The sequence below is a fragment of the Xanthobacter sediminis genome (assembly GCF_043195015.1).
GTDB lineage: Bacteria > Pseudomonadota > Alphaproteobacteria > Rhizobiales > Xanthobacteraceae > Xanthobacter.
The window spans coordinates 75,448-99,815 of the sequence record NZ_JBAFWH010000010.1; the positions used below are offsets into that span (position 1 = coordinate 75,448).

The following is a 24,368-nucleotide window of genomic DNA, read 5'->3' on the forward strand; positions in this document are numbered from 1 at the left end:
CCGAGCGCGCGCCGACAGCCCCGCCGCACCGAAACCGAAGCCTCCGCCGCCGAGGCCGACAGCGAGATCTCATCCATGCCCGCCGCCTACACCTTCGCCGATCCGCGCCTTTCAGCCCTGGACGGCTTCCGCGTCGAGATCGACGAGGCCGCCGCCCGCGCCGACATCATCCTGGAGCGCCCGCCCTACAACGTCGTCTCCATGGCCCAGCGCGACCAGCTCCGCATCGCCTTCGAGACCCTCGACGAGGACGAGCGCGTGCGCGTCATCGTCGTGCGCGCCATCGGCGAGCATTTCTCCTCCGGCGGCAACATCAAGGGCTTCATGGAGGCCTCCCCCGAGCACGTCTCCAAGCTCGCCTGGAACATCGCCGCCCCCGCCCGCGCCGCAAAGCCCGTCATCGCCGCCAACCGCGGCTATTGCTTCGGCGTCGGCTTCGAGCTGTCGCTGGCCTGCGACTTCCGCATCATCACCGACACCACCCAATACGCCCTGCCCGAGCAGAAGCTGGGCCAGATCCCCGGCTCCGGCGGCTCGGCCCGGCTGCAGAAGATGGTGGGCATCACCCGCACCAAGGACATCGTCATGCGCTCCAAGCGCATCGGCGCCGACGAGGCGCTGGCCTGGGGCATCGCCACCCAGAAGGTGGCCGACGCCGACCTCGAAAAGGCTACCGACGCCCTGGTGGCGGAGCTGGTCGCCTTCTCGCCCATCGCCCAGCGCACCGCCAAGAAGCTGCTGAACGACACCGAGGACAGCCCTCTCTCCATCGCCATCGAGCTGGAAGGCCACTGCTACAGCCGGCTGCGCCAGTCCCAGGATTTCAAGGAAGGTGTCGAGGCCTTCCACGACAAGCGCCAGCCCGCCTTCACCGGAGGCTGAGCCCGCGCGCCCATGGCGGGGCGCGCGGAACGCGGCGACCGGGCTTGCGCGCACCGGCCGGTCTCGACCATGCGGCACCGAAACCGTGCACCATCGCATGGGAGACGCGGACGCGCCGGAGCCGCATGCCATCGACCCCGGTCCTTGACCGGCGCGCGCAAGCCCCCTTCACCGGAGGCTGAGCCCGGCCCCCATGACGGGACGCAGGGGGCACAGCGACCGCATCTGCGCGCCGCAGCCTCGCGACCGTGCGGGGCCGAAACCGCACACCATCGCATGAGAAGCGCGGACGCGCCGGAGCCGCATGCCATCGACCCCCCGGTCCTTGACCGGCGCGCACAAGCCCGCCTTCACCGGAGGCTGAGCCCGGCCGCCATGACGGGAGGCAGGGGGGCACGGCGACCGCGTCGGCGCGCCGCGACCGCTCACGACCGTTCGGGGCCGAAACCGCACACCATCGCATGGGAGACGCGGACGCGCCGCGCGGGCTTGCCCAACGGGCCGCCCGGCGGGTTCTCGCGCCCTGCCATCAGCCGGCGGAGGGGGGCGCCGTGTCGCCCGGCACGCCCACCGCCGCCACCGCGTCGTCCACGCTGTAGCTGCAGCGGGCGGCCAGATCATGGGCGCCGGCGGCCAGCAGCAGGTCGCGCACCCGGTCATGGGCACGGGCAAGATGCAGGTGCAGCCCGGCACCGGCCATGGCCGTGTCGAGTTCGATCAATGCCTCGAGCGCCGTGCTGTCCAGGTCGAAGCTCTCCTCCAGGCTCACCACCACCGCGGTCAGGCCGGGAATGGCGCGCGAGCGGGCGAGGATGAGGCCCAGGGCCCGGTCGGCATTGGCGAAGAACAGCGGCTGCGCCGGCCGCCAGATGGCGATGCCCGGCGGCGGGGCGGCATCCGGGTGGCGCTCGATGTCCACATAATCATGGGTGGCGCCGAGCCGCCCCAGCCGCAGCACCTGCGGCGCCGCGAGCCGCCGCACCACCGCGGCCAGCGAGAGGGCGATGGCCACCAGCATCCCGTCGAGGATGCCGAGCGTGAGCACCGCCGCCGCCGCCGCCAGCGCCACATACTGGTCGCGGCCGAGGGTCCACAGCCGCGCGAACGGCGCCGGGTCCAGCGCGTGGACGAGGGCGGCGATCACCACCGCCGCCAGCACCGGCTCCGGCAGGTGAGCGACCAGGGTTCCGCCGAAGGCGACCAGGGCGGCGAGCCCCAGCGCGGTGATGAGCGCGGTGGCGCGGGTGGCGCCGCCGGCCGCCTCGCTCGCATTGCCGGCGGAGAAGCCCGCGCCCACGGGCATGCCCTGCACCAGCGCGGCGGCGAGGTTGGCGATGCCGAGGGCGGCAAGCTCGCGGTCTGCCTCCACCGGCTCGCCGTGGCGCAGCGCCATGGCGCGGATGGTGCCCCAGGATTCGGCGAACAGGATGAGCACGAGCGGCAGGGCGAACTGGGCGAGCTGCGAATATTCGGCCCAGGTCAGGGACGGCCACGCGGGCCACGCCGGCACGATGTCGATGACCCCGACCACCGCCACCCCGCGCCCCGGCAGGTCGAGGGCCATGGAGGCCGCGACCCCGCCGGCGAGGACGAGCAGGGCGCCGGGCATGGCGGGAAAGCGCCGGAGCGCCAGCAGCGCGGCGAGGGCGCCGGCGCCGGTGGCCAGCGCGGCGAGGTTCCAGCGCGGCAGCTCCCCCGCGAGCTGGAGCAGGATGTGGACGAGATCGGTGGATTGCGGCGCCACGCCCGCCATGTGCGGGAGCTGGCGGATGATGATGGTGACGGCGAGGCCAAACGCGAAGCCGCGCAGCACCGGGCGCGAGACGAAGCCGGTGAAGTTGCCCAGCCGCGCGACGGCGGCGATCAGCAGGAAGAGGGCGACGAACGCCACCATCACCGTGGTGGCCGCAAGCTTGAGCGCGCCGTCGCCCGGCAGCATCGCCAGCGTGGCCGCCAGAATGGCGGCGGAGGAGGAGGTGGGCGAGACGATGGCGAAGCGGCTGCGCCCGGCCAGGCCATAGACCAGGCAGCCGGCGATGGCGGCGAAGATGCCCTGCTGCGGCGGCAGCCCGGCGATGCCCGCATAGGCGACGGCCTCGGGCAGCAGCAGTCCCGCGACGCAAAGTCCCGCTGTCAGGTCCCCCGCCCGCGGCCGTGGGATGAACGACATGCCCTTCCCCGTCACCTGCATTTGCCCCGGCCTCCCGCGCACCGGGCGTCGTGGGCGCGCCCTGCCCCGCGCCGCGCGCGGGGGCGGGAAACATGGTCCCGCCGGCCGGCGCGCGCAAGGCGTGGGGCAAGGTTCCCACGGGTGCGCGCCCTCCGTCGGGAGACGGCAGGACGGGGCCACCGCCGGCCGCCGTCCTTGCACGGGGCGCGCGGCCCTCGGCCGCCGTGCGGCGGGGCATGGCGCCGCGCCCGGCCGACGCCGGCTTGCAATCTCCGGTGGACCTCGCACAGATGACAGCCGGGGTCCATCGGGACCCGCGGCGTTGCGGAGGGGCGGAGCGTGGCCGGGGGCGGGCAGCAGGAGGAGGCGCGGCCGCGCACGCGCGGGCCGAGCCGGGAGAAGACGGCGCGCACGCGGGCGGCCATCATCGCGGCGGCCATGGCGGAGTTCCTGGAGCGCGGCTTCGCCGCGGCCACCATGGCCTCCATCGCGCGACGGGCGGGCGTGGCGAAGGGCACCTCCTACCTCTATTTCGAGACCAAGGAGGCCCTGTTCGCGGGCATCGTCCGCGATGTCATCACCAACCCGCTGGGCGAGGCGGAGCAGCAGGAGATCGGCGCCGACGAGAGCGTGGCCGCCTATCTCCGGCGCACCCTGCTGCCGGTAATGGGAACCATCGAGGAGGGCGGGCGGGCGGCGGTGGCCCGGCTCGTCATCTCCGAGGGCGCGAAATTCCCGTTCCTCATCGAGACCTACCGGCGGGAGGTGTACGCCCCCTTCCTCACCCACCTCGGCGCGCTCGCCCGCCGGGCCCACGCGCGGGGCGAGCTGAAGGACGACACGCTGGCGCGCCACCCGCACCTGCTGGCGGCGCCGCTCTGGATCGGCGTGATCCACAACGGCGTCATCGACCCGCTCCACCGCGTGGACATTGCCGCGCTGTTCGCGGCGCAGATCACCCTGTGCTTCGGCCCGCCCCAAGGGGACGGATGAGGACGAAGGGGAAGGACGACGCGGGAGAGACGGCTGGACTTTAAATGAACATTAGGTCATTTTACGCCCCTCCCGAGGGACGCAGGACCAGACTTCCAGACCGCCCGGACCCATCTGCCCATCATGACCCATCTCCCCCGCCCCGGCCGGCGGCGCCCGCGAGCGCACGCATGAGCACGCCCGCCGCCATCCGCCGCTTCATCGTCGGCCTCTTCGTCATCAACAGCCGGGAGACCGGCGCCTGGCGGAACGCGCTCCGCACCGGCATCACCTCCTCGGTGACGATCGTGACCGCCTGCGCGATCTTCGGCACCACCATCGGCCCCATGTCGCTGTTCGGCGCCATGCTGGCGCAGTGGGAGAGCGGGCGCGCGCTGCTGGCGCGCATCAAGACCGGCCTGCTGGTGGGCAGCGCGATCACCCTCTCCATGGCGGTCGGCGTGCTCATCGCGCCGCTGCAATGGCTGGTCATCCCGGCCACGGTGGCCATCATCCTCGCCACCTCCACCGCCTATTACGCGTTCGTGCTCACCCGCGGCCCCGGCCCGCTGCACCTGTTCTATGCCGCCGCCATCGGCAGCTATTTCGGCCTGTTCGGCGACATCGGCTGGCACAGCGTGGGCATGACCGGCTTCGCCTGCCTCCTCACCGCCCTCCTCACCCTCGCGTTCCTGATCCCGGACCTGCACCGGCCAGAGAAGCAGGCGGTGTTCGAGGCCGGGGAGGCGGTGGCGGCGTTCGAGGCGGCGGCGGCGCGGGCGAGCCTGGACCACGGGCTGCGGGTGCTGCGGCATCGCGCCTATTTCGCCGTCAACCGCGCCTGGCTCATGTTCCAGGACAATGCCATCGGCCCCCTGCGGATGCCCGCCCAGCGGGCGTTCACGGCGGAGATGCTCGACATCAACCGGAGGCTCGGCGCCGCCATCGCCCGCCGCGCCTTCCCCGGCGCCCGCCTCATAGACATCGTGCCGGACACGCCGGCCATGCTCGGGCGGCCGAGCCTCGCCTACCTGTTCACCCACGGCTTCCGCCGGCACTCCATCGCCTGGTTCACCGCCTGGCGGATCGGGCTCGCGGCCGGCATCTCCGGCGCCATCACCCAGGGGCTGGCGCTGGGGCACCCCTATTGGGCGATCCTCACCTCCACCATCGTGCTGCACCTGTGGATCGGCCGCCTCGCCACCACCCGCCGGGCGATCCACCGGGCGGCCGGCACCGTGCTCGGCCTCGGCGTGGTGGCGCTGGTGGGGTTCGCCGATCCCGCGCCATGGGTGCTGGTGGCGGTGATCGTCGCCTGCGTCATCGCCATGTGCCTGACGCTCCCGCTCAACTACGCGGTGGCGATGATCTTCGTGACGCCCATGTCGCTGCTCTCCATCGAGGCGGCGACCGGCGGGCCCATCCGCGACCTGATCCTCGACCGGCTGGTGGAGACCCTCATCGGCGCCGGCGTTGCGGTGGCCGTGACCTGGGTGAGCGGGCTGCGCGAGCCGCAGCGGCTGGTGCGCGACCAGTTCCGCCGCACGGTGGCCGCCATCCGGCGCACCCTCGCCGTCATCGACGCCGGCCGCGCCCTCGCGCCCGAGGGGCGCAGCGCCCGCGTGGAGCTGCTGTTCGAGCTGCAGTCCAACAATGCGGTGCTCACCCGCGCCACCGAGGAGGATGCGGCGCTGGAGCCCTGGCACGAGGTGGAGACCACCATCGGCGACCTCGGCTACCTGACGCTCGGCGCCTACTGGATCGCCAACCCCGGCGAATGCCTCCCGGCGGGGGCGGCGATGGCGCGCCTCGACGCTCTGCTCGCCGCGCTGGAGCCCCTCGACCGCGACGCCGACGACCCCGCCCGCATCGCGGCGGCGCTCGCGGAGGCACGCGACCTGCTGCTTAAGCCCGCGGGCGCCACGGCCGCCTGAAGCGGGACGCCCCGCACGGCCTTCCACGGCGGCAAAAGGCGCAGCGACAAGAGGCGCGGCGGCACATGGAGCGGAGCCCGGGCGGCCGGGACGGCCGAAGCCCGCCCGGCCGGAACCTCAGATGCGCCGGGGCGTGGGCGGCGCCATCGGCCCCGGTCCGCGACCGACGCCAAGCGGCGCTTCACGCGCCGGCGGCTTTTGCACGAACACCACGCGGGCCTGGCCGCGAGCCGGCAAGAACGGCCCCGTAAGCATACCCACGGGCCGTCGGCCTCACTCGGACAGGCGGTGGATGTCGTGCACGACGATGCCGATGTCCTCAGGCTTCTTCAGCCACTCGCCGCGCTGCAGGGTCTTCACCGTGTCCTCGTAGCCGGTCTGCCAGTGGTCGCGCATGGAGGCATAGGAGAATTCGTAGTCCTTCGATTCCTTCTCGTAGGTCTTTTCCTGGTAGATCAGGTGGCAGATGTTGACCGGACCGGAGGAGGCGTAGTCGTCGATAAGCGCCAGGTCTTCTTCGGAGCGCAGCTGCTCGGGAATGCGCTGGAGTGCCTCGTAGAGCTTCTGGCGCAGCTCCTGCACGCGACGGAACACGTCGGTGGTGTAGCGGGTGCGGCTGGAATAGCCGATGTCCTTCTGCCGCTCGGAGACGTCGTACATGTCGCGCGGGAGCGAGCCGCGGGCGCTGAACAGGTCCACCTGGAACACCAGCGCGCTCGGATGGTCCGGCTGGTCGAGCAGGAACTGCAGCGGCGTGTTGGAGACGACGCCGCCGTCCCAATAGTATTCGCCGTCGATCTTGATGGCCGGGAAGCCGGGCGGCAGCGCGCCGGAGGCCATGATGTGCTCCGGCGCGATGACCGTTTCCCGGTTGTCGAAGTAGATGAAATTGCCGGTGCGCACGTTCACCGCGCCCACCGAGAAGCGCTTGGCGCCGGAATTGATGAGGTCGAAGTCCACCAGATTCAGCAGCGTGTCGCGCAAAGGCGAGGTGTCATACAGGGAGGTGGCGCCGGGGGCGCCGGCCGGCAGCAGCCAGGGGCTCGGCACGCGCGGGCGGAAGAAGCCGGGCTGGCCCTGCACGATGGTGAGCATGGCGCTCACCTGGTTACGCCACTGGCGGAAGATGTCGCCTTCGGGCGCCCAGGGCGCGGCCTTGCGGGCGGAAACGGTTTCCCAGAACTCGCGCAGGCGCGGCACCCGGTTCTCGGGCGTGTTGCCGGCGATGATGGCCGAGTTGATGGCGCCGATGGAGACGCCGGAGATCCAGTTGGGCTCGCAGCCCACCTCGGCCAGCGCTTCGTACACGCCGGCCTGGTAGGCGCCGAGCGCGCCGCCACCCTGGAACACCAGGGCGATGCGGTCATACTGGTTGACGATGTCGCAAAGGTCGGGCGGCAGCAGCTTCTTCGCGCGCGGGCTTTCGGTCATGACCATCTGTCCTGGCATCGGGATGGGAGGGCGCTGCGGCGGTGGCGGCGGTCCATGCGCCGGTGCCCGCGGCAGCGCCAATGAGGCGGGCGGCCGGCGCCCCGTGCGGGCGCCGGCCGAAGCTCACTTCGCCGGCTCGGCGAGATAGTCGTAGATCACCTCGCCGAGGCCGAGGGTGAGGTCGGCCTTCAGGTGCACGGCGGAGAGCACCTCCAGCACCGGCAGCTGCGACACGGTGCACAGGGCATGGGGGAACAGGCCGAGGGCGGCCGGGCCCACCCAGCACTCCTTCAGGGTCACGTCCTCCAGGAAATAGCGCACCAGCTCGCACACGCGGGGGGTGCCGTCCACGTGGGGGATGATCTTCAGCATGTAGTTGGGCGCGAGCAGGGAGGCGAGCACCTTCTCCTTGTCGGCGGCCACATGCTTGTAGCCCATGGTGCCCTGGGCGCAGAGCACGCTGCCGTAGTGGAGGGTGCCCACCAGGGTGTCCGTCTCCACCTCAAGCTTGGGGTTGGCGAACTTCTTGGGGAAGCCCCACAGCTCACGGCCGCCGGCGATGGGCGCCTCGTCGTCCAGGTACATGGCGTGGACGTAGCCGCCCTCCACCCCGTTGAACTTCACGGGGATGACCTGTCCAGTCTCGGTGTAGTCGCCGAAGCCGGTGGAGTCGGGCATGCGGATGAACTCGTACTTGACGATCGGCTCGACCACCTCGAGCGGCTCGGGCACCACCTTCGCCAGCGCCGCGGGATCGGTGCGGTAGGTGATGGTCATGAACTCACGATTGATGAAACGGTAGGGCCCCTTGGGAAAGGAGGGGCTCGTGAGCGGCATCGAATAGGCGGTGCGGCGGACGTCGTCGATCTTCATCGGCGGGGATCTCCGGCTGCGCGGATCTCGCGGGTGCGAGAACGGCATGGCACGTTAGCCAATAAAACCCCGCCGTGACACCCCGGCGACGCCAATTCCGCAACGCGGCCAAATCTTTCCGTGCGCCATCAGAACGCGAGCAGACCGCCCTTCCCGGTCGCCGTGCCGAACGCCACCGCCCCGCCCGCCGGATGCCACGCAAGGCCGCTCACCCGGTCGCCGCCGGCGGCGTCGGTGGGCGCGCGCAGGAGGATCTCCGCGCCGTCGCCGATGCGCGCCATCATCACCATGCCATCCTCGTAGCCCACCGCCACCACCGGGTCCGAGGGGTGGGGCGCCACCACCGTCACGCGCGAGGCGGGCGAGGGCGCCAGCATCGTGGGCTGCTTGCCCATGGGCCCGTCCTTGGTCTGGAACGGCCACAGCACCGCCTCGCCCGAGCCGGAGGAGGCGAGCCACTTGCCGTCGGCCGTAAAGGCGAAGGACTTCACCCGCGAGGGATAGCCGCTCATGCGCATGTGGGCGCCGTCCACCACCCGCCAGCCATGCAGCGCCGGCTCCTGCATGGTGGTCACCACGAACCGCCCGTCCGGCGAGAAGATGACGCCGAGGTGGGAGCCCTTCCAGCCCAGCACCTCCGGCTTGGCGCCGGCCGCGTTGGGAAACCACAGCGTCACGCCGCCGTAATGGGCGATGGCAAGGCGCAGCCCCTTGGGCGCGAAGGCGAGCCCGCCCACGGTGGAAGGCGCCTCGAAGCTCCTGGCCTCGCCCTTCGCGGTCAGCACATGGGCGGTCTTGCCGGCGGAATAGGCCACCGCGCCGTCGGGGCCCAGGGCCACGCGATCGATCCAGCGGCCCCTGTGCTCGGCCAGCACGCGGGTTTCCCCGCCGGCCAGGGTCTCCACCACCCGCCCGTCGTCGCCGCCGGTCACGAGGCGCGTGCCGTCGCCGGCGGCGGCGAGAATGGCGCCGGCGTGGGCCTCCACCGTCTGTGCCGCCGCGCCCTGGAGCACCACCTTGCCGCCGCCGGTGACGCAGGCCGGAGCCGCGCCCAGGAAGGCGACGGCGATGATCTCGCCCTCGACGGAGAACGGCTGCACCTTGCCGGTGAGGCTGGAGGGGGCGGAAGAGGTGGGCGCGGAGGACATGAAAGCGGAGCTCCGAAAGCGCGACCGCCGCGCCGCGCCCCGCTCCCCCATCGGCCCGGTCGTCGACCGGTGCCGGATGGATCACGCTCAGGCGCCCGCGGACAGAACCATGGACCCGCGAGTCGGGGCGCGGGGCTTTTTGGTATTAGGCGCGTCGCGGCCTTCACCGCAAGGAGAGTTCGCGCCCCGCGCATCCGGCTGCGGGCGCGCGGGGGCTGGGGTCAGTGCCCCGCCGCCACCAGCGGGCAGCCGCCCTCGCTGAGGGGCCGGAACGCCTCGTCGCCGGGAATGACGCGGATCAGCTTCAGATAGTCCCAGGGGTATTTCTGCTCGGAGGGCGCCTTCACCTGCAGCAGGTAGAGGTCGTGCACCATGCGCCCGTCCTCGCGGATGCGCCCGCCGTGGGAGAAGAAGTCGTCCACCGGAGTCGCCTTCATCTGCGCGGTCACCTTCTCGGTGTCGGTGGTGCCGGCGGCCTTCACCGCCTTCAGGTAATGCAGGATGGCGGAATAGGTGCCGGCCTGGCCCATGGTGGGCATGGCCTTGTGCCGCTCGTAGAAGCGCTTCGACCAGGCGCGGGTCTCGTCGTTCAGGTCCCAGTAGAAGCCCTGGGTGAGAATGAGCCCCTGGGCCACGTCGAGGCCGATGGCGTGGATGTCGGTGATGTGGAGGTAGAGCCCCGCCAGCTTCACGCCCGACTGGGGAATGCCGAACTCGTTGGCCTGCTTGATGGCGTTCACCTGGTCGGCGCCGGAATTGGCGAAGGCGATGAGCTTCGCCCCCGAGCCCTGGGCCTGGAGCAGGTAGGAGGAGAAATCGGTGGTGCCCTGGGGGTGCTTCACCGCGCCCGCGATGGTGCCGCCGGCCTCGGTCACCGCCTTGGCGGTGTCGCGCTCCAGCGCCGCGCCGAAGGCGTAGTCGGCGGTCACGAAGAACCAGGGGCCGTCCTTGGCCAGCGACTTTCCGGTACCGGCCGCGAGCGCATAAGTGTCGTAGGTCCAGTGGATGCCGGTGGGCGCGCAGGCCTTGCCGGTGAAGTCCGACGAGCCGCCGGTGGAGGCCAGCACCAGCTTGTTCTTGCGCCGGCCGATCTCCTGCACCGCCAGCAGCACAGAGGAGGTGGGAATGTCGGCGATCACGTCCACCCCGTCCTCGTCGATCCAGCGGTTCACCAGGGCCGCGCCCACATCCGGCTTGTTCTGGTGGTCGCCGGCGACGATCTCGATGGGTCGGCCGAGCACGCTGCCGCCAAAGTCCTCCACCGCCATCTTCGCGGCGATGACCGAGCCGGGGCCCGCCATGTCCGCATAGATGCCCGACTGGTCGTTGAGCACGCCGATCCTGAGCGGCGCCGGGGGCGGCTCGGCGCGGGCGGCGGTGGCGGCGAAGCCGAGGACGGCGGCGAGAAGGAGGAGGGCGCGCATTGGGGGCTCCGAGGGACGTTTCGGGCGCCTCCTTAGACAACATCGTCGAGTGATTCAATTTATTTTACGTATCATTCTGATGTTTTACGCATTAAACATATATTCTATGTTGTATCTGGCGGGCCCGCCTCCCTTTGCCAATCGCGGGCGCCCTGCCCTATGAGGCGGGCGTGATGTTCGCCTCTCCTCTTCCCATCGATGCCGTCCTCGGCGACCTCGCCGCCACCCTCGCCTCCGCCTCGTGCGCGGTTCTGGTGGCGCCTCCGGGGGCCGGCAAGACCACCCGCGTGCCCCTCGCCCTGCTCGACCAGCCCTGGGTGAAGGGCGGGCGCATCCTGGTGCTGGAGCCCCGCCGCCTCGCCGCCCGCGCCGCCGCCCACCGCATGGCCCAGACCCTGGGGGAGAAGGTGGGGGAAACGGTGGGCTACCGGGTCCGCCTCAAGGCCGAGGTCTCCCGCCGCACCCGCATCGAGGTGGTGACCGAGGGCGTGTTCACCCGCATCGTGCTTGACGATCCCGAGCTTTCAGGCATCGCCGCCGTGCTGTTCGACGAGTTCCACGAGCGCAGCCTCGACGCCGACCTGGGCCTCGCCTTGGCGCTGGACAGCCAGCGCTCCCTGCGCGACGACCTGCGCCTCGTCGCCATGTCCGCCACCCTCGACGGCGCCCGCGTCGCCGGGCTGATGGGCGATGGCGCGGCGCCGGCCCCGGTGGTGGAAAGCGAGGGCCGCGCCTTCCCGGTGGAGACCCGCTACCTGGGCCGCGACGCCCGTATCCCCATCGACCGCCAGATGGCAGACGCCATCGCGGAGGCGCTGGCGCGCGAGCGCGGATCGGTGCTCGCCTTCCTGCCCGGCGCCGCCGAGATCCGCCGCGCCGGGGACCTGCTGCGCGAACGGGTGCGCGACCCCGACACGGACATTGTCGCCCTGTTCGGCGCCCTCGACCAGGCGGAGCAGGACCGCGCCGTGCTGCCCGCGCCGAAGGGCCGGCGCAAGGTGGTGCTCGCCACCTCCATCGCCGAAACCTCCCTCACCATCGAGGGGGTGCGGGTGGTGGTGGACAGCGGCCTTTCCCGCGTGCCCCGCTTCGAGCCGGACGTGGGCCTGACCCGGCTGGAGACCGTGCGCGTCTCCCGCGCCGGGGCGGACCAGCGGCGCGGCCGCGCCGGGCGCACCGAGCAGGGCGTGTGCTACCGCCTGTGGGGCGAGGGCGAGACCGCCGCCCTTCCTGCCTTCGCCACCCCCGAGATCCTGGCCGCCGACCTCACAGGGCTGGTGCTGGACCTCGCGCGCGTCGGCGTGCGCGATCCCGCCACCCTGCCCTTCCTCGATCCCCCGCCCGCCCCGGCGGTGAGCGAGGCGAAGGCGCTGCTGCGCCTGCTCGGCGCCCTCGACGCCGATAACGGCGTGACCGCCCTCGGTGCCCGCATGGCGCGACTGCCCCTGCCGCCGCGCCTCGCCCACATGGTGGTGATGGGCGCCGACCGGGGCGCGGGGCCCCTCGCCGCCAATATCGCCGCCTTGGTCTCGGAGCGCGGGCTCGGTGGCGATGGGGTCGACCTGCTGCATCGGCTGGACGACTTCCGGCGCGACCGCTCCCGCCGGGCCGAGGACGCCCGCCGCCTCGCCGCGCGCTGGGCCGAGCTGGCCGGCGGCAAAGGCACCGGAGGGCCCCCACCCTCCCCGGCCGCCCTGCTCGCCCTCGCCTATCCCGACCGGGTGGCGAAGGCGCGCGGCGACGGCACGCGCTTCCTGCTCGCCAACGGCCGTGGCGTGGTGATGGACCCGGCCGCCAGCCTTGCCCGCGCGCCGTTCCTCGCAGTAGCGGAGGTGAGCGGCCGCGCCGAGGCCGCCCGCATCACCCTTGCCGCGGCACTGACGGACGAGGAACTGGAAGCGCAATTCGCCGATGCCATCACCGAGCGCACGGAAGTCGCCTTCGATGCCGCCGCCGGCGCCGTACGGACGCGGCGGGTGCGGCGGCTCGGCGCCCTGGTGCTGGCGGACGCGCCGCAGCCGGTGCCGCCGGGCGCGGAGACCGCCCGCATCCTGGCCGAGGGGCTGGCGGGCACGGATCTCTCGCGCCTGCCCATGAGCCCGGCCCTGAAGCAATGGCGCGCCCGCGTCGCCTTCCTGCACGCGGCCGAAGGTGGCGAATGGCCGGACCTGTCCGATGCGACGCTGGCCGCCACCGCCGGCACCTGGCTCGCGCCCTTCCTGGACGGGCGGACCGGCCGCGCCGACGTGGGTGCCGACGTGGTGTCAAACGCCCTCCATGCCCTTCTGCCCTATGGTCTTTCGGCGCGGCTGGAGGCGGAGGCACCCACCCATTTCACCGCCCCCACCGGCTCGCGCCTCGCCATCGCCTACGACGCCGAGGGCGGGCCGCAGGTGGAGGTGCGGGTGCAGGAGCTGTTCGGGCTGAAGACGCATCCCGCCATCGCCGGCGGGCGGGTGCCGATCACCCTGGCGCTGCTTTCGCCGGCACACCGGCCGATCCAGGTGACGAAGGACCTGCCGCAGTTCTGGCGCGGCTCCTGGCGCGACGTGCGCGCCGAGATGCGGGGGCGCTACCCGAAGCACCCCTGGCCGGAGGACCCCGCCGAGGCGCCCCCCACCACCCGCGCCAAGCCGCGCGGCACCTGACGCCGAACGCCGGCGAGCCCGGACATGGGCCTTGGGTCAGCTCGCGCGGGATGGGGGCGCCCCTTGGCGCCCCCTGGCGCCGGCCAAAGACCGAGCCGACGGCATGGGGAACGTACGCCGAAGCCCGCGGCGGGGCCAAGCGGAAGGCGGGTGCTCAGGCCTCGGGCGGGAGCGCGCGGGGGCGCCCGGTGGCGTCGATGGCGACGAAGGTGAAGACCGCCTCGGTGACCTTGGTGGTCTCCTCGCTCTCGCGGGCGCGGCGCCAGGCCTCCACCACGATGCGCATGGAGGTGCGACCCGCCTTCTCAAGGGCAGCGAACAGGCTCACCTCGTCGCCCACCAGCACGGGCGAGAGGAAGGAGATGGCCTCCACCGCCACGGTGGCGGCGCGACCGCGGGAACGGCGGGCGGCGACATTGCCTGCGGCGAGGTCCATCTGCGACATCAGCCAGCCGCCGAAGATGTCCCCGCTCGGATTGGTATCCGCGGGCATGGCGATGGTGCGAATGACCGGAATGCCATCGGGCATCTTCGACTCTTTGTCGTACATCCTCGTCTCTCCAACGGTGCGGACCGGCGGCGAAGCCGCCTCCCCTCCCGATTAGACAAAATCCAGGGTTCGCACACCCAAATTTGATCCAGCTCAGAGAATCGGCCCGCAGCCTGTGCTTTCTTCTGCCTGTCCATGTCTTTTCGGGGCAGACAGGGCATGGATAACCGGCTCCACCCGGCTGTGTGGGTGGAGCCGGTATCTTCCCCTTCCATTCTTCTCTCTCAAGCTCGAATATCGCATATCTGCGTACCGTTCTGCGCCACGCTAGCGCGCGGCGCGCCGCGCGCGACCTCAGAGAGAAACGCCATGCCGAACATGTCCGAGAGCACCAGCTCTACCCTCAGCCGCGATGCCGCGACCGAGAGCGCCCCGCGCGCCGCCGGCCGGGCCCTGGCGAGGTGGCGCGGCATCGGCCTTGCCGGCCTCGGGCTCGGCCTCGGCGCCGCGCTCGGCCCCAATTCACTTCTCGGCATGGCGGTGATGGGGCTGGCGCTGGCGGGCGGCGTCCTGGCGTCCACCCGCCCGGCGGAGGCCTGCACCCGCGCGGTCTATCTCGGCGGGGAGGACATGGTGGTCACCGGCCGGTCCATGGACTGGGCGGAGGACATGCGCTCCAACCTCTGGGCCTTTCCAGCCGGGATCGCCCGCGAGGGCGCGGCCGGTACCAACACGCCGAAGTGGGTTTCCAAATACGGCAGCGTCACCGCCTCCGGCTATGATGTCGGCACCGCCGACGGCATGAACGAGAAGGGGCTCGTCGCCAACCTGCTTTATCTGGCGGAATCCGAATACGCCAAGCCGGACGGGCGCCCCGCCCTCTCCATCAGCCTGTGGGCGCAATATGTGCTCGACAATTTCGCCACGGTGAACGAGGCAGTCGAGGCCCTTTCCAAGGAGCCGTTCGTGGTGGTGACCGCGGTGCTGCCCAACGGGCGCGCGGCCCAGCTCCATCTCGCCATCTCCGACCCCTCCGGCGACAGCGCCATCTTCGAATATCTGGGCGGCAGGCTCGTCATCCACCACGGGCGCCAGTACCAGGTGATGACCAACTCGCCCTCCTATGACCAGCAGATCGCGCTCAATGCTTATTGGGAGCAGATCGGCGGCACCGTGTTCCTGCCCGGCACATTCCGGGCGGCGGACCGCTTCGCGCGCGCGAGCTTCCTCATCAAGGCGCTGCCCGACAAGGCCGAACCCGCCATCATCACCGCCGTGCCCGACCACAGCTACGCCAACCAGGCGGTGGGCTCCGTCGCCAGCGTGATGCGGGCCGTGAGCGTGCCGCTCGGCTTCAGCGAGCCCGGCTCGCCCAATATCGCCTCCACCATCTGGCGCACGGTGAGCGACCAGAAGAACCGCGTCTATTTCTTCGATTCCGCCACCAGCCCCAACGCCTTCTGGGTGCCGCTCGCGGACCTCGACCTGAAGCCGGGCGCCCCCGTGCGCAAGCTGCCGCTCACCGGCGGCCGGCTCTATTCCGGCAATGCGGCAGGGGCATTCGAGCCGGCAGCGCCCTTCATCTTCATGCCGGTGGACGTGAAATAGCGGGCAAGCCAGCGACGCGCGCCCCTGTGGCGCGCATTGACTTTCGCCCCCTGTTTCCTGTATCCAGCCATCTTCGCGCGGGCCCTTGCGCCCGCATTCCCGAACCGACCGAAAGAAGCCCACCCTCCGGATCACCCCGGAGAGGCGTGGCGGAACACGAAAGCGAGACAGAATGTTCGCGGTCATTAAGGCAAACGGCAAGCAGTATCGCGTTGCCGCCGCCGACGAAATCACCATCGATCACCTCGACGCCGAGGTGGGTGCCATCTTCACCTTCCCGGTGCTGATGCTGAGTGGCAAGGTCACCGCCGTGGGCACCCCCCACGTCAATGGCGCCACCGTCACCGGCGAAGTGGTCGAGCAGACCCGCGGCGACAAGGTCATCGCGTTCAAGAAGCGCCGCCGGCAGAATTCCCGCCGCAAGCGTGGCTTCCGCGCGGACCTGACCGTGGTGCGCATCACCGAGATTTCCGGCCTGGGCGAGAGCGTCAAGGCCGAGGCCAAAACCGAAGGCGCGCCGGCTTCCGAAGCCGCTGCCGACGCCTGATCTGAACGAGGAGAGCAACAATGGCTCATAAAAAGGCAGGCGGCTCGTCCCGTAACGGTCGCGATTCCGAGAGCAAGCGCCTTGGCGTGAAGCGCTTCGGTGGCCAGGCGGTCATTCCGGGCAACATCATCGTGCGCCAGCGCGGCACCCAGTGGCATCCGGGCACCAATGTGGGCATCGGCAAGGACCACACCCTGTTCGCCCTGGTCGCCGGCAAAGTGGAATTCCGCACCAAAGCCAACGACCGAACCTACGTATCGGTCGTTCCCGCCGCCGCCGAGGCGGCTGAGTAAGCCGGCGAGACCGCTTGAATGCAGGATCCCGCCGGTCTCGTCGAACCGGGGGGAGCCTGAGCCGGGCCTCCGAAGCGCCAGAGTGGATCACACGATCCGCCCGCTTCACGGACTGGGCTCCGAACGAACCGGGGAGACGAGACGTCTTCCCGGTTTTCGTTTGTCCAGCCGACAGGAGCCCGCCATGACCATCGTCGAACTGCCGCCCGAGAGGCCCCTCGCGGAGCCGAGTATCCCCGTCCTCGAGACCGAGCGGCTGGTGCTTCGCGCGCCGCGCATCGAGGACATTCCCGCCGTCGCGGAGCTCGCCAACAACCGTCGGATCGCGGAAATGACCGCGAACCTGCCCTTCCCCTATCGCGCCTCCGACGCCCAGGCCTTCGTCGAGGGCTTGGCCGCCACGCCGCACTCCGCCACCTTCGCCTTGCTGCTGAAGCGCGAGGGGCACCTGGAATTCGCCGGCATGTGCGGCTTCGGCCGGCGGCCCACCGAAGCCGATCCGGAAATCGGCTATTGGGTGGGCGAGCCCCATTGGGGCCTCGGCATCGCCACCGAGGCGGCGCGCGCCGTCATCGACTACGTCTTCTCGCAGACCGGCATCACGACCCTGGCGGGCGCGGCGCGGGTGGTCAATCCGGCCTCGCGCCGGGTGCTGGAGAAGTGCGGCTTCCAGTGGTGCGGGGTCGGCCTGTGCCAGGTGCGCGCGCTCGGCGCCTCGGTTCCCGTGGATCGCTTCCAGCTCGACCGGCGCACCTGGGCCTCGCTCCGGGCCTGGGGCTCCACCGTGCTGCCGCATCTGCGCGCCGCCGCCCACTGAGTGACGCGACACCTTCGTGGAGGTCCGGGGACACGGCTGGCCCCGGGCTTCCATGCGCGATGGTCGCCACTGCTCATCTTTCCGCTGCGGCAGATCTTGCGTTGCAGCGCGGCAGGGCCCATCACACGGCGAAATCGTCGCCGGGGGCCCGACCATGAGCAAGCATCACCACCACGACCTTCCCTACCGCCCGTGCGTGGGCCTCTGCGTGTTCAACGGCGCGGGGAAGGTTTTCGTCGGCCGCCGCCTCGGCGGGCCGGAGCATGTGGACGCCACCCATTCCTGGCAGTTGCCCCAGGGCGGCATCGACAAGGGCGAAGCGCCCTTCGACGCGGCAATGCGCGAGCTCTACGAGGAGACCTCCATGCGCTCCGTGGTGAAGCTCGGCGAGGTGGAGGAGTGGCTCTCCTATGACCTGCCGGGCCGCATCGCGGGCGAGGCCTGGAAAGGGAAGTATCGCGGCCAGACCCAGAAGTGGTTCGCCCTGCGCTTTACCGGCGCCGAGGGAGAGATCAACATCACCACTCCCGGCGGTGGCGTGCACAAGCCCGAATTCATGGATTGGCGCTGGGAGGACCTGGAGCGGATCACCGATCTCGTCATCCCCTTCAAGCGGCAGGTCTATGAAGAGGTGGTGCGCAATTTCCGCCACTTCTCGGGCGTGTAACCCCAAGGTCGACGCGACGTTCGCGCGAAGCGCTCCGGACGCGGGCTGAAGACCATCGCCAATGGCGGGAGGCGGCCTCAGGCCGCCCCGCCTGCCTTCAGCGCGCCCAGCTTCTCCGCCACGAAGTCGAGCCGGTCCTGGCCGAAGTAGAGCTCGCCCGCCACCACGTAGGTGGGCGAGCCGAACACTCCGGCCTCAATCGCCTCGGCGGTGCTGCGCTCCACTCGCTCGGCCGCCTCCACCGTGTCGGACAATGCAGCAAGGCGGGCGCCGTCGAGGCCCACCCCGTCCGCGAGGCGGATGAGATTTGCCCGCTCGGAGATCTGGATATCCCGCGCCCATACGGCCGAGAGGCAGGCGCCGATGAGGTCCGCCGGGTCGAGGCCCTCCATCTGCGCCGCGCAGATGAGGCGGCAGGCGGGCAGCGTATCCGTGGGCCAGAAGGAGGGTTCGGTGTTGATGGAGATGCCCGCGCGCTTCGCCCAACGGACGATATCGGCCTTTCGGTAGGCATTGCGCTGAGGCGATTGCTTGGCTGGCGCGGTGGAGCCGCCGGCGGCGAACACCTTCAGGATGTCCACCGGCCGCCAGAGAATGTCGGCGCCCGCCTCCCGCGCGATGGCGCGCAGGCGGGCATGGCCGAGATAGGCATAGCCGGACTGCGGGCTGAAATAGCAGGTGATCTCGGTCATGATCCGCCCCCTCACGCCCGCGGCGCGACCACGCGCCGCGCTCAGGCGTCCGTTTCGCCCAGAACCTCTTCCGCGGCGAAGCCGTAGCTGCGGCCGCAGAACTCGCAGGTGACCGTGACCCGGCCGTCGTCCTGGATCATACCGCGCCGCTCCTCCACCGAGAATGACGCGAGCACCCCCGCCACCCGCTCGCGCGAGCAGGAGCAGTGGGCGGCGATGGGCAGCGGCTCGAACACCCGCACCCCCCGCTCGTTGAACAGGCGGTAGAGCAGGCGCTCGCTGGAGAGATCCTTGTCGAGCAGTTCCACGTCTTCCAGCGTGCCCACCAGGGAGCGGGCCTCCACCCAGGCATCGTCCTCGTCCAGGGTGTGCGGCGCGGTGCCCTCCGGGGCGTCGCCGGGGGAAAGGTCCGCCATGCGGGCGCGGGAGGCGTCGTCGGGCAGGAACTGGGCCAGCAGGCCTCCCGCGCGCCACGAAGAGGGCTGCCCCCCCGGGCGCACGTCCTCGCCCACTGCCAGGCGCACGCGGGTGGGGATCTGCTCCGACTGGTGGAAATACTCGTGCGCCGCCGCCTCCAGGCCAGAGCCATCCAGCGCCACGACCCCCTGGTAACGGTTGGAGGAGATGCCCTGGTCGATGGTCATGGCCAGATGGCCGCGGCCGAGGAGCGTGGCCGGCGTGGTGTCGTTGCGCGCCTCGGCAGCGGCGAGCGCGTCCTTATCGAAGCGGGCATAGGCACGGATCTTATCCGGGCTCACGAAGTCCGCCACCACCATGTCCACCGGGCCGTCGGTCTGGGTCTGGAGGATGAAGCGGCCCTCGAACTTGAGGGATGAGCCGAGCAGCACCGCCAGCACCACGGCCTCTCCCACCACCCGCTTCACGGCCGGGGGATAGTCATGGTGCGCGAGCACGCTGTCGAGTGTTGGCCCCAGCCGGACGATGCGGCCCCGAAGGTCCAGCGCATCCACCTGGAAGGCGGTGACGATATCGTCCTGCGCCTCTTCCCTGGCACTGCGCGCGCGCGCGGCACTCATGCGCTCCTCCTCCGTTGACCCGTTCTCGTATGGCGTGGAAACCGGCCGGCGTGAAGAAAAAGCGTCGATCCGCCGGGGCGCCGCCGAGCTGATGCCGGAAGCAGGCCGGCATCAGCTCCGGCCCGCAAAGGCCCCGCGCCGCCGAAGCCACGCGCCGGTCCTCACGCGGTGTGGAAACACCAGGCGAGAATGCCCTTCTGGGCGTGCAGGCGGTTCTCGGCCTCGTCGAACACCACCGATTGCGGCCCGTCCATCACCTCGCTGGTCACTTCCTCGCCGCGATGGGCGGGCAGGCAGTGCATGAAGATGGCGTCCTTGCGCGCGCGGGCCATGAGGGCGCCGTTCACCTGGTAGGGCTTCAGCAGGTTGTGGCGGCGCTCGGCCTCCTTGTCGCCCATGGAAACCCAGGTGTCGGTGAGGACGCAATCCACGCCCTCCACCGCCTCTTCCGGATCGCGCATGAAGGACACCTTGGCCTTGGTGCGCTTCACGAAATCCTTCAGCGCCTGGCGCGGCCCCAGCTCCTTCGGCGTCGCCACCTTCATGGAGAAGTCGAACCGCTCGGCGGCGTGAACCCAGCTCGCGAGCACGTTGTTCGCGTCGCCCGTCCAGGCCACCTGGCTGCCCTGGATGCAGCCGCGATGCTCCTCGAAGGTCAGCACGTCCGCCATCACCTGGCAGGGATGGGAGATGCGGGTGAGCCCGTTGATGACCGGCACGGTGGCATAGTCGGCGAGCTCCGTCAGGTCGTCATGGTCCAGGATGCGGATCATGATGGCGTCCACGAAGCGCGAGAGCACGCGGGCAGTGTCGGCGATGGTCTCGCCGCGCCCGAGCTGCATCTCCTGGCCGGTGAGCATGATGGTCTCGCCACCGAGCTGCCGCATGGCCACGTCGAACGACACGCGGGTGCGCGTCGAGGGCTTGTCGAACACCATGGCCAGCGTCTTGCCGACGAGGGGGCGGTGGTCCATCTCGCCCGCCTTGCGCCGGGCCTTGAGATCCTTCGACAGGTCCAGCACCCGGCGCAGCTCGTCCGCCGGAATCTCCGACAGGTCGAGAAAATGGCGCACACCGTTCTCCGTCATTCCGCTGCCCCCATGGCCGGGGCGGGCGCCAGCGCCTGCTCCAGCCGCACACACGCGGCCTCGATCTTCTCCACCGCCAGGTCCGCCTCGTCCGCCGAGACCACCAGGGGCGGCAGCAGCCGCACCACATTGTCGGCGGCGCCGGGGGCAAGCAGCCCCTCCTCGCGCATCGCCGTCACGAGATCAGCGGCCGGCACCTGGGCCTTGAGCCCCAGGAGCAGCCCCTTGCCGCGCACCTCCGCCAGCACGCGCGGATGGCGCGCCACCACTGCTCCCAGCTTCTCCTTGAGCCGGGCGGAAATGGTGTTCACATGGTCGAGGAACCCCTCGGCCAGCACGAGATCCAGCACCGCACCGCCCACCGCCATGGCCAGCGGATTGCCGCCATAGGTGGAGCCGTGGGTGCCGAGCGTCATGCCCTTGGCGGCCGCCTCGGTGGCGAGGCAGGCGCCCATGGGGAAGCCGCCGCCGATGCCCTTCGCCACGGCCATGATGTCAGGCGTGATGCCTTCCCATTCGTGGGCGAAGAGCTTGCCGGTGCGGCCCACGCCGCACTGCACCTCGTCGAGCACCAGCAGCAGGCCCTTCTCGTCGCACAGGGCGCGCAGCGCCCTCAGGAAGCCCTCCGGCGGCACGCGCACGCCGCCCTCGCCCTGCACCGGCTCCAGCAGAATGGCACCGGTGTAGGGGGTGATGGCGGCCTTGACCGCCTCGATGTCGCCGAACGGCACCTGGTCGAAGCCCGGCAGCGCCGGCTCGAAACCCTCAAGATACTTCGGGTTGCCGCCGGCCGCGATGGTCGCAAGGGTGCGACCGTGGAAGGCGCCCTGGAAGGTGATGATGCGGTTCTTCTCCGGGTTGCCGCTCGCGAACTGGTACTTGCGCGCCATCTTGATGGCGCACTCCAGGGCCTCGGCGCCCGAATTGGTGAAGAACATGGTGTCCGCGAAGGTCACCGAAGACAGGCGCGCGGCCAGCTTCTCCCCGCCCGGAATCCGGAACAGGTTGGAGGTATGCCAGAGCTTCCGCGCCTGCTGGCTCAGCGCTTCCGCCAGGTAGGGGTGCGCATGGCCGAGCACGTTCACCGCGATGCCGGCGGTGAAATCGAGGAAACGTCGCCCGTCCGTCGTGACGAGCCAGCAGCCCTCTCCCCGCTCGAATTCGAGGTCGATGCGCGCATAGGTCGGCAGAACGGCGGTGATCACTTGATCCTCCTGAAAACGTGCCCTGATCCGGCGAAATATAGAAGCCGAAGACAACATCTTCATTGCTGTTGGCGAGCCGGGTTCCCGCGGAAGGCAGCTTCCGCACGGAAAGGCGGCCCTTGGATGCCCCGGGGATCGGGGCGACCGGATGCTGGCGCTGGGCGGAGGCCTCTGGAGCGGCCACCGGCCGTCAGAACCCCCGCGGCGCTGGCCCCGGGCACGCAAAATTAAAAAAGGCCGCCCCAGCGGGGGAGCGGCCCGACACCGTCAAATACTAATGATCGCGCGCGCGAGGTCAACACATCTGAAAGGCCGGCGGCCAGCACTTGCGCGGCGCCCCTCCACCCGGGTGCGGGGCCTGATGCCGGCGGGCAACGATCTGGGGAAAACGACGTGCCGGCGTTAACCGACTCTGTCGCCCGCGCGCCCCATATTGTACTGTACGCCACATCGCCTACGAGATCTCGTGCGATTAAGCTTCCTGGGACCTATGGGTTGTTAACCTTCTACATGCTTGGGGCATGTGGGGCCGAGGAGGGAGTCCGGGCGATCTCGGGCAGCATGGCGGTGCTGCCATTCGGCGACAATGCGGCGCGGCACAAGACGGCGCCGGCAAGATGCGGCAAATGGAGAAAGAGCGATGAGCTGGAATGACGAGCGCGTCGAACTCTTGAAGAAGCTCTGGAGCGAAGGCCTCTCCGCGAGCCAGATTGCGAATGAACTCGGCGACATCACCCGCAACGCGGTGATCGGCAAGGTGCACCGGCTGGGACTTTCCGGCCGCGCGAAGTCGTCGGCGTCGGCGGTGCGGCCGCAGCGGCCCAACCGTCCCGAAAGCCCGCGCGACCAGACCCGCCCGCAGCGTCCCATGGTGCAGGGCAACACCGCCCTCGCCGCAGAGATCGACGACCTCCCCGAGGAGGCTCCGGCCCCTGCCCCGAAGCCCGTGGCCAGCGACAACGTGGTGTCCCTGGGCCAGCGCTGCACCATCATGAACCTCACGGAGAGCACCTGCCGCTGGCCGGTGGGCGAGCCGGGCACCGAGAGCTTCTATTTCTGCGGCGGCAAGAGCAATCCGGGAATGCCCTATTGCACCCAGCACGCCCGCATCGCCTACCAGCCGGTGCAGGATCGCCGTCGCGACCGGCGCCTCGCCTACCTCTGACGATCGCGCGGCCGGGCCCACGCCCGGCCGGCTGCCATGCCCGGAACCGGCTTCGCCGGCGCGCGTGTGCCAGTCGTTCTCCTGCGCTGCGATATGCGTGCTTGTGCGCATGGTGGCGTACGATCTGGCTCTTTGCAGCCTTTTGGACCGATGCGTTTCAACCGCCATGCAGAGGCTCGCGTGGCGCAAGGCCAGCCGTGCCGCAGCGCGCGTCCTTGCCCCTCAGCCCCAATTGTTCCTCGCGCGGCCCATCACAGGCGAGCGGACGTACCCATGCGGTGCGCGCGCGAAGCCGGCTTGCCCCAGGATTCGCCCACGATCCCGTTTCCGCCCCCGAACACCGCCGTCGGCACACCCGTTCCATGCGACGTCCGACAGTGACAAGTCGCCGTTTGACGACCTCACGCATTTCGGGCGACGTCGCTACCGGGGAGAGCGGAGGACGCGCGGGGTCAATAGCCTAGAACAATCGCCGCGAGCCAGTGCGAGTGGCCCCCTGACGACAGAGGCCATCAGTGCGCCCGCGCGAACATCTCGTTGAAGGAGTAGCCGGCACCCCGCACCGTGCGGATCGGGTCCGACTGGCGCCCGCGGTTGATCGCCTTGCGCAGGCGGCCGACATGCACGTCCACCGTACGCTCGTCGATATAGACGTCCTGGCCCCACACGCCATCAAGCAACTGCTCGCGTGAGAACACGCGGCCGGGGCTCTGCATCAGGAATTCGAGCAGGCGAAATTCGGTCGGCCCAAGGTGCACTTCACGGCCCGCGCGGTGCACCCGGTGGGTCTCGCGGTCCAGCTCGATGTCACCGGCCCGGAGCAGGGTCGCCACATGCTCCGGCTTCGCACGGCGCAGCAGCGCGCGCACGCGCGCCAGCAGTTCCGGCACCGAGAAAGGTTTCACCACATAGTCGTCCGCGCCCGTGGCAAGGCCGCGCACACGTTCAGTCTCGTCGCCGCGGGCGGTCAGCATGATGACCGGGAGGCGCTCCGTTTCCGGGCGCGTGCGCAGGCGGCGGCAGAGCTCAATGCCCGAAAGCCCGGGCAGCATCCAATCCAGGATGACGAGATCCGGCACGCTCTCCCTCAGCCGGGTCTCGGCATCGTCGCCGCGCCCGACATTCTCCACCGCATAGCCCTCCGACTCCAGATTGTACCGGAGCAGGAGGGTCAACGGCTCTTCGTCCTCGACAATCAGAATACGCGCCGGCACAGCCTATCACCCATCCACGTCGAGACGTTTATCGACACAGCCTCCCGCCGTGCGGCGGGTCCG

21 protein-coding genes are annotated in these 24,368 nt (G+C 70.5%); 10 read left to right on the plus strand and 11 right to left on the minus strand.

The features are described 5' to 3' along the window. Positions 1–75: 75 nt before the first annotated feature. Positions 76–882, plus strand: a complete 807-nt coding sequence (locus V5F61_RS14415; RefSeq protein WP_394104050.1) for an enoyl-CoA hydratase/isomerase family protein — start codon at positions 76–78, stop codon at positions 880–882. Positions 883–1,411: 529 nt separating this feature from the next. On the opposite strand, the gene V5F61_RS14420 is transcribed toward V5F61_RS14415, so the two are convergent. Next, on the minus strand, positions 1,412–3,052 hold the full coding sequence (locus V5F61_RS14420; protein WP_393988727.1) for a SulP family inorganic anion transporter: 1,641 nt from the start codon (positions 3,050–3,052) through the stop codon (positions 1,412–1,414). Positions 3,053–3,391: 339 nt separating this feature from the next. Between V5F61_RS14420 and V5F61_RS14425 the strand changes: the two genes are divergently transcribed. Both V5F61_RS14425 and V5F61_RS14430 read left to right on the plus strand, forming a co-directional pair. Beyond that, positions 3,392–4,045 (plus strand): TetR/AcrR family transcriptional regulator, encoded by a 654-nt coding sequence (locus V5F61_RS14425; protein WP_393988726.1) that lies wholly within the window; start codon positions 3,392–3,394, stop codon positions 4,043–4,045. A gap of 170 nt (positions 4,046–4,215) precedes the next feature. After that, positions 4,216–5,958 carry an FUSC family protein gene (locus V5F61_RS14430; RefSeq protein ID WP_393988725.1) on the plus strand — a complete coding sequence of 581 codons (1,743 nt, stop codon included), beginning with the start codon at positions 4,216–4,218 and terminating at the stop codon, positions 5,956–5,958. A 273-nt stretch (positions 5,959–6,231) separates the two neighbouring features. Here V5F61_RS14430 and V5F61_RS14435 read toward each other — a convergent pair whose 3' ends face one another. The 4 genes from V5F61_RS14435 to V5F61_RS14450 form a co-directional block, all read right to left on the minus strand. After that, positions 6,232–7,389: a patatin-like phospholipase family protein gene (locus tag V5F61_RS14435; RefSeq protein ID WP_393988724.1), complete on the minus strand. Its 1,158-nt coding sequence runs from the start codon at positions 7,387–7,389 to the stop codon at positions 6,232–6,234. Positions 7,390–7,512: 123 nt separating this feature from the next. Next, positions 7,513–8,262 carry an acetoacetate decarboxylase gene (locus V5F61_RS14440; RefSeq protein ID WP_393988723.1) on the minus strand — a complete coding sequence of 250 codons (750 nt, stop codon included), beginning with the start codon at positions 8,260–8,262 and terminating at the stop codon, positions 7,513–7,515. 128 nt (positions 8,263–8,390) lie between these two features. Next, positions 8,391–9,410: a WD40 repeat domain-containing protein gene (locus V5F61_RS14445; protein WP_393988722.1), complete on the minus strand. Its 1,020-nt coding sequence runs from the start codon at positions 9,408–9,410 to the stop codon at positions 8,391–8,393. A gap of 221 nt (positions 9,411–9,631) precedes the next feature. Further along, entirely contained in the window at positions 9,632–10,834 is a 1,203-nt protein-coding gene (locus V5F61_RS14450) for an ABC transporter substrate-binding protein (RefSeq protein WP_393988721.1), read from the minus strand. 173 nt (positions 10,835–11,007) lie between these two features. Between V5F61_RS14450 and hrpB the strand changes: the two genes are divergently transcribed. Further along, positions 11,008–13,482, plus strand: a complete 2,475-nt coding sequence (gene hrpB, locus V5F61_RS14455) for an ATP-dependent helicase HrpB (RefSeq protein ID WP_393988720.1) — start codon at positions 11,008–11,010, stop codon at positions 13,480–13,482. A gap of 154 nt (positions 13,483–13,636) precedes the next feature. Here hrpB and V5F61_RS14460 read toward each other — a convergent pair whose 3' ends face one another. Continuing rightward, positions 13,637–14,032, minus strand: a complete 396-nt coding sequence (locus tag V5F61_RS14460) for an acyl-CoA thioesterase (protein WP_393988719.1) — start codon at positions 14,030–14,032, stop codon at positions 13,637–13,639. A gap of 483 nt (positions 14,033–14,515) precedes the next feature. Between V5F61_RS14460 and V5F61_RS14465 the strand changes: the two genes are divergently transcribed. From V5F61_RS14465 to V5F61_RS14485, 5 genes are all read left to right on the plus strand, one after another. Beyond that, positions 14,516–15,580, plus strand: a complete 1,065-nt coding sequence (locus V5F61_RS14465; protein WP_393988801.1) for a linear amide C-N hydrolase — start codon at positions 14,516–14,518, stop codon at positions 15,578–15,580. Positions 15,581–15,752: 172 nt separating this feature from the next. Next, positions 15,753–16,127 carry a 50S ribosomal protein L21 gene (rplU, locus tag V5F61_RS14470; protein WP_393988718.1) on the plus strand — a complete coding sequence of 125 codons (375 nt, stop codon included), beginning with the start codon at positions 15,753–15,755 and terminating at the stop codon, positions 16,125–16,127. Between the two features lie 20 nt (positions 16,128–16,147). Further along, positions 16,148–16,420 carry a 50S ribosomal protein L27 gene (rpmA, locus tag V5F61_RS14475; protein ID WP_393988717.1) on the plus strand — a complete coding sequence of 91 codons (273 nt, stop codon included), beginning with the start codon at positions 16,148–16,150 and terminating at the stop codon, positions 16,418–16,420. A 184-nt stretch (positions 16,421–16,604) separates the two neighbouring features. After that, positions 16,605–17,237 carry a GNAT family N-acetyltransferase gene (locus V5F61_RS14480; protein ID WP_393988716.1) on the plus strand — a complete coding sequence of 211 codons (633 nt, stop codon included), beginning with the start codon at positions 16,605–16,607 and terminating at the stop codon, positions 17,235–17,237. A 154-nt stretch (positions 17,238–17,391) separates the two neighbouring features. Then, positions 17,392–17,904, plus strand: a complete 513-nt coding sequence (locus tag V5F61_RS14485; protein WP_393988715.1) for an RNA pyrophosphohydrolase — start codon at positions 17,392–17,394, stop codon at positions 17,902–17,904. A gap of 77 nt (positions 17,905–17,981) precedes the next feature. On the opposite strand, the gene V5F61_RS14490 is transcribed toward V5F61_RS14485, so the two are convergent. From V5F61_RS14490 to V5F61_RS14505, 4 genes are all read right to left on the minus strand, one after another. After that, entirely contained in the window at positions 17,982–18,596 is a 615-nt protein-coding gene (locus V5F61_RS14490) for a 2-hydroxychromene-2-carboxylate isomerase (RefSeq protein WP_393988714.1), read from the minus strand. 41 nt (positions 18,597–18,637) lie between these two features. Then, positions 18,638–19,633 carry an Hsp33 family molecular chaperone gene (locus V5F61_RS14495; protein WP_393988713.1) on the minus strand — a complete coding sequence of 332 codons (996 nt, stop codon included), beginning with the start codon at positions 19,631–19,633 and terminating at the stop codon, positions 18,638–18,640. 161 nt (positions 19,634–19,794) lie between these two features. Next, the gene (argF, locus tag V5F61_RS14500; protein ID WP_393988712.1) at positions 19,795–20,721 is read right to left on the minus strand and encodes an ornithine carbamoyltransferase; all 927 of its coding nucleotides are present in this window, start codon (positions 20,719–20,721) and stop codon (positions 19,795–19,797) included. Continuing rightward, a complete protein-coding gene (locus tag V5F61_RS14505; RefSeq protein WP_393988711.1) occupies positions 20,718–21,926 on the minus strand; it encodes an aspartate aminotransferase family protein in 1,209 nt (402 codons plus the stop codon). The genes argF and V5F61_RS14505 overlap by 4 nt, the downstream gene beginning before the upstream one ends. A 640-nt stretch (positions 21,927–22,566) precedes the next feature. Here V5F61_RS14505 and V5F61_RS14510 point away from each other — a divergent pair. Next, positions 22,567–23,091, plus strand: a complete 525-nt coding sequence (locus V5F61_RS14510; protein WP_393988710.1) for a GcrA family cell cycle regulator — start codon at positions 22,567–22,569, stop codon at positions 23,089–23,091. A gap of 512 nt (positions 23,092–23,603) precedes the next feature. Here the strand turns inward: V5F61_RS14510 and phoB are convergent. Next, positions 23,604–24,305: a phosphate regulon transcriptional regulator PhoB gene (gene phoB, locus V5F61_RS14515; protein ID WP_393988709.1), complete on the minus strand. Its 702-nt coding sequence runs from the start codon at positions 24,303–24,305 to the stop codon at positions 23,604–23,606. Between the last annotated feature and the right edge of the window lie 63 nt (positions 24,306–24,368).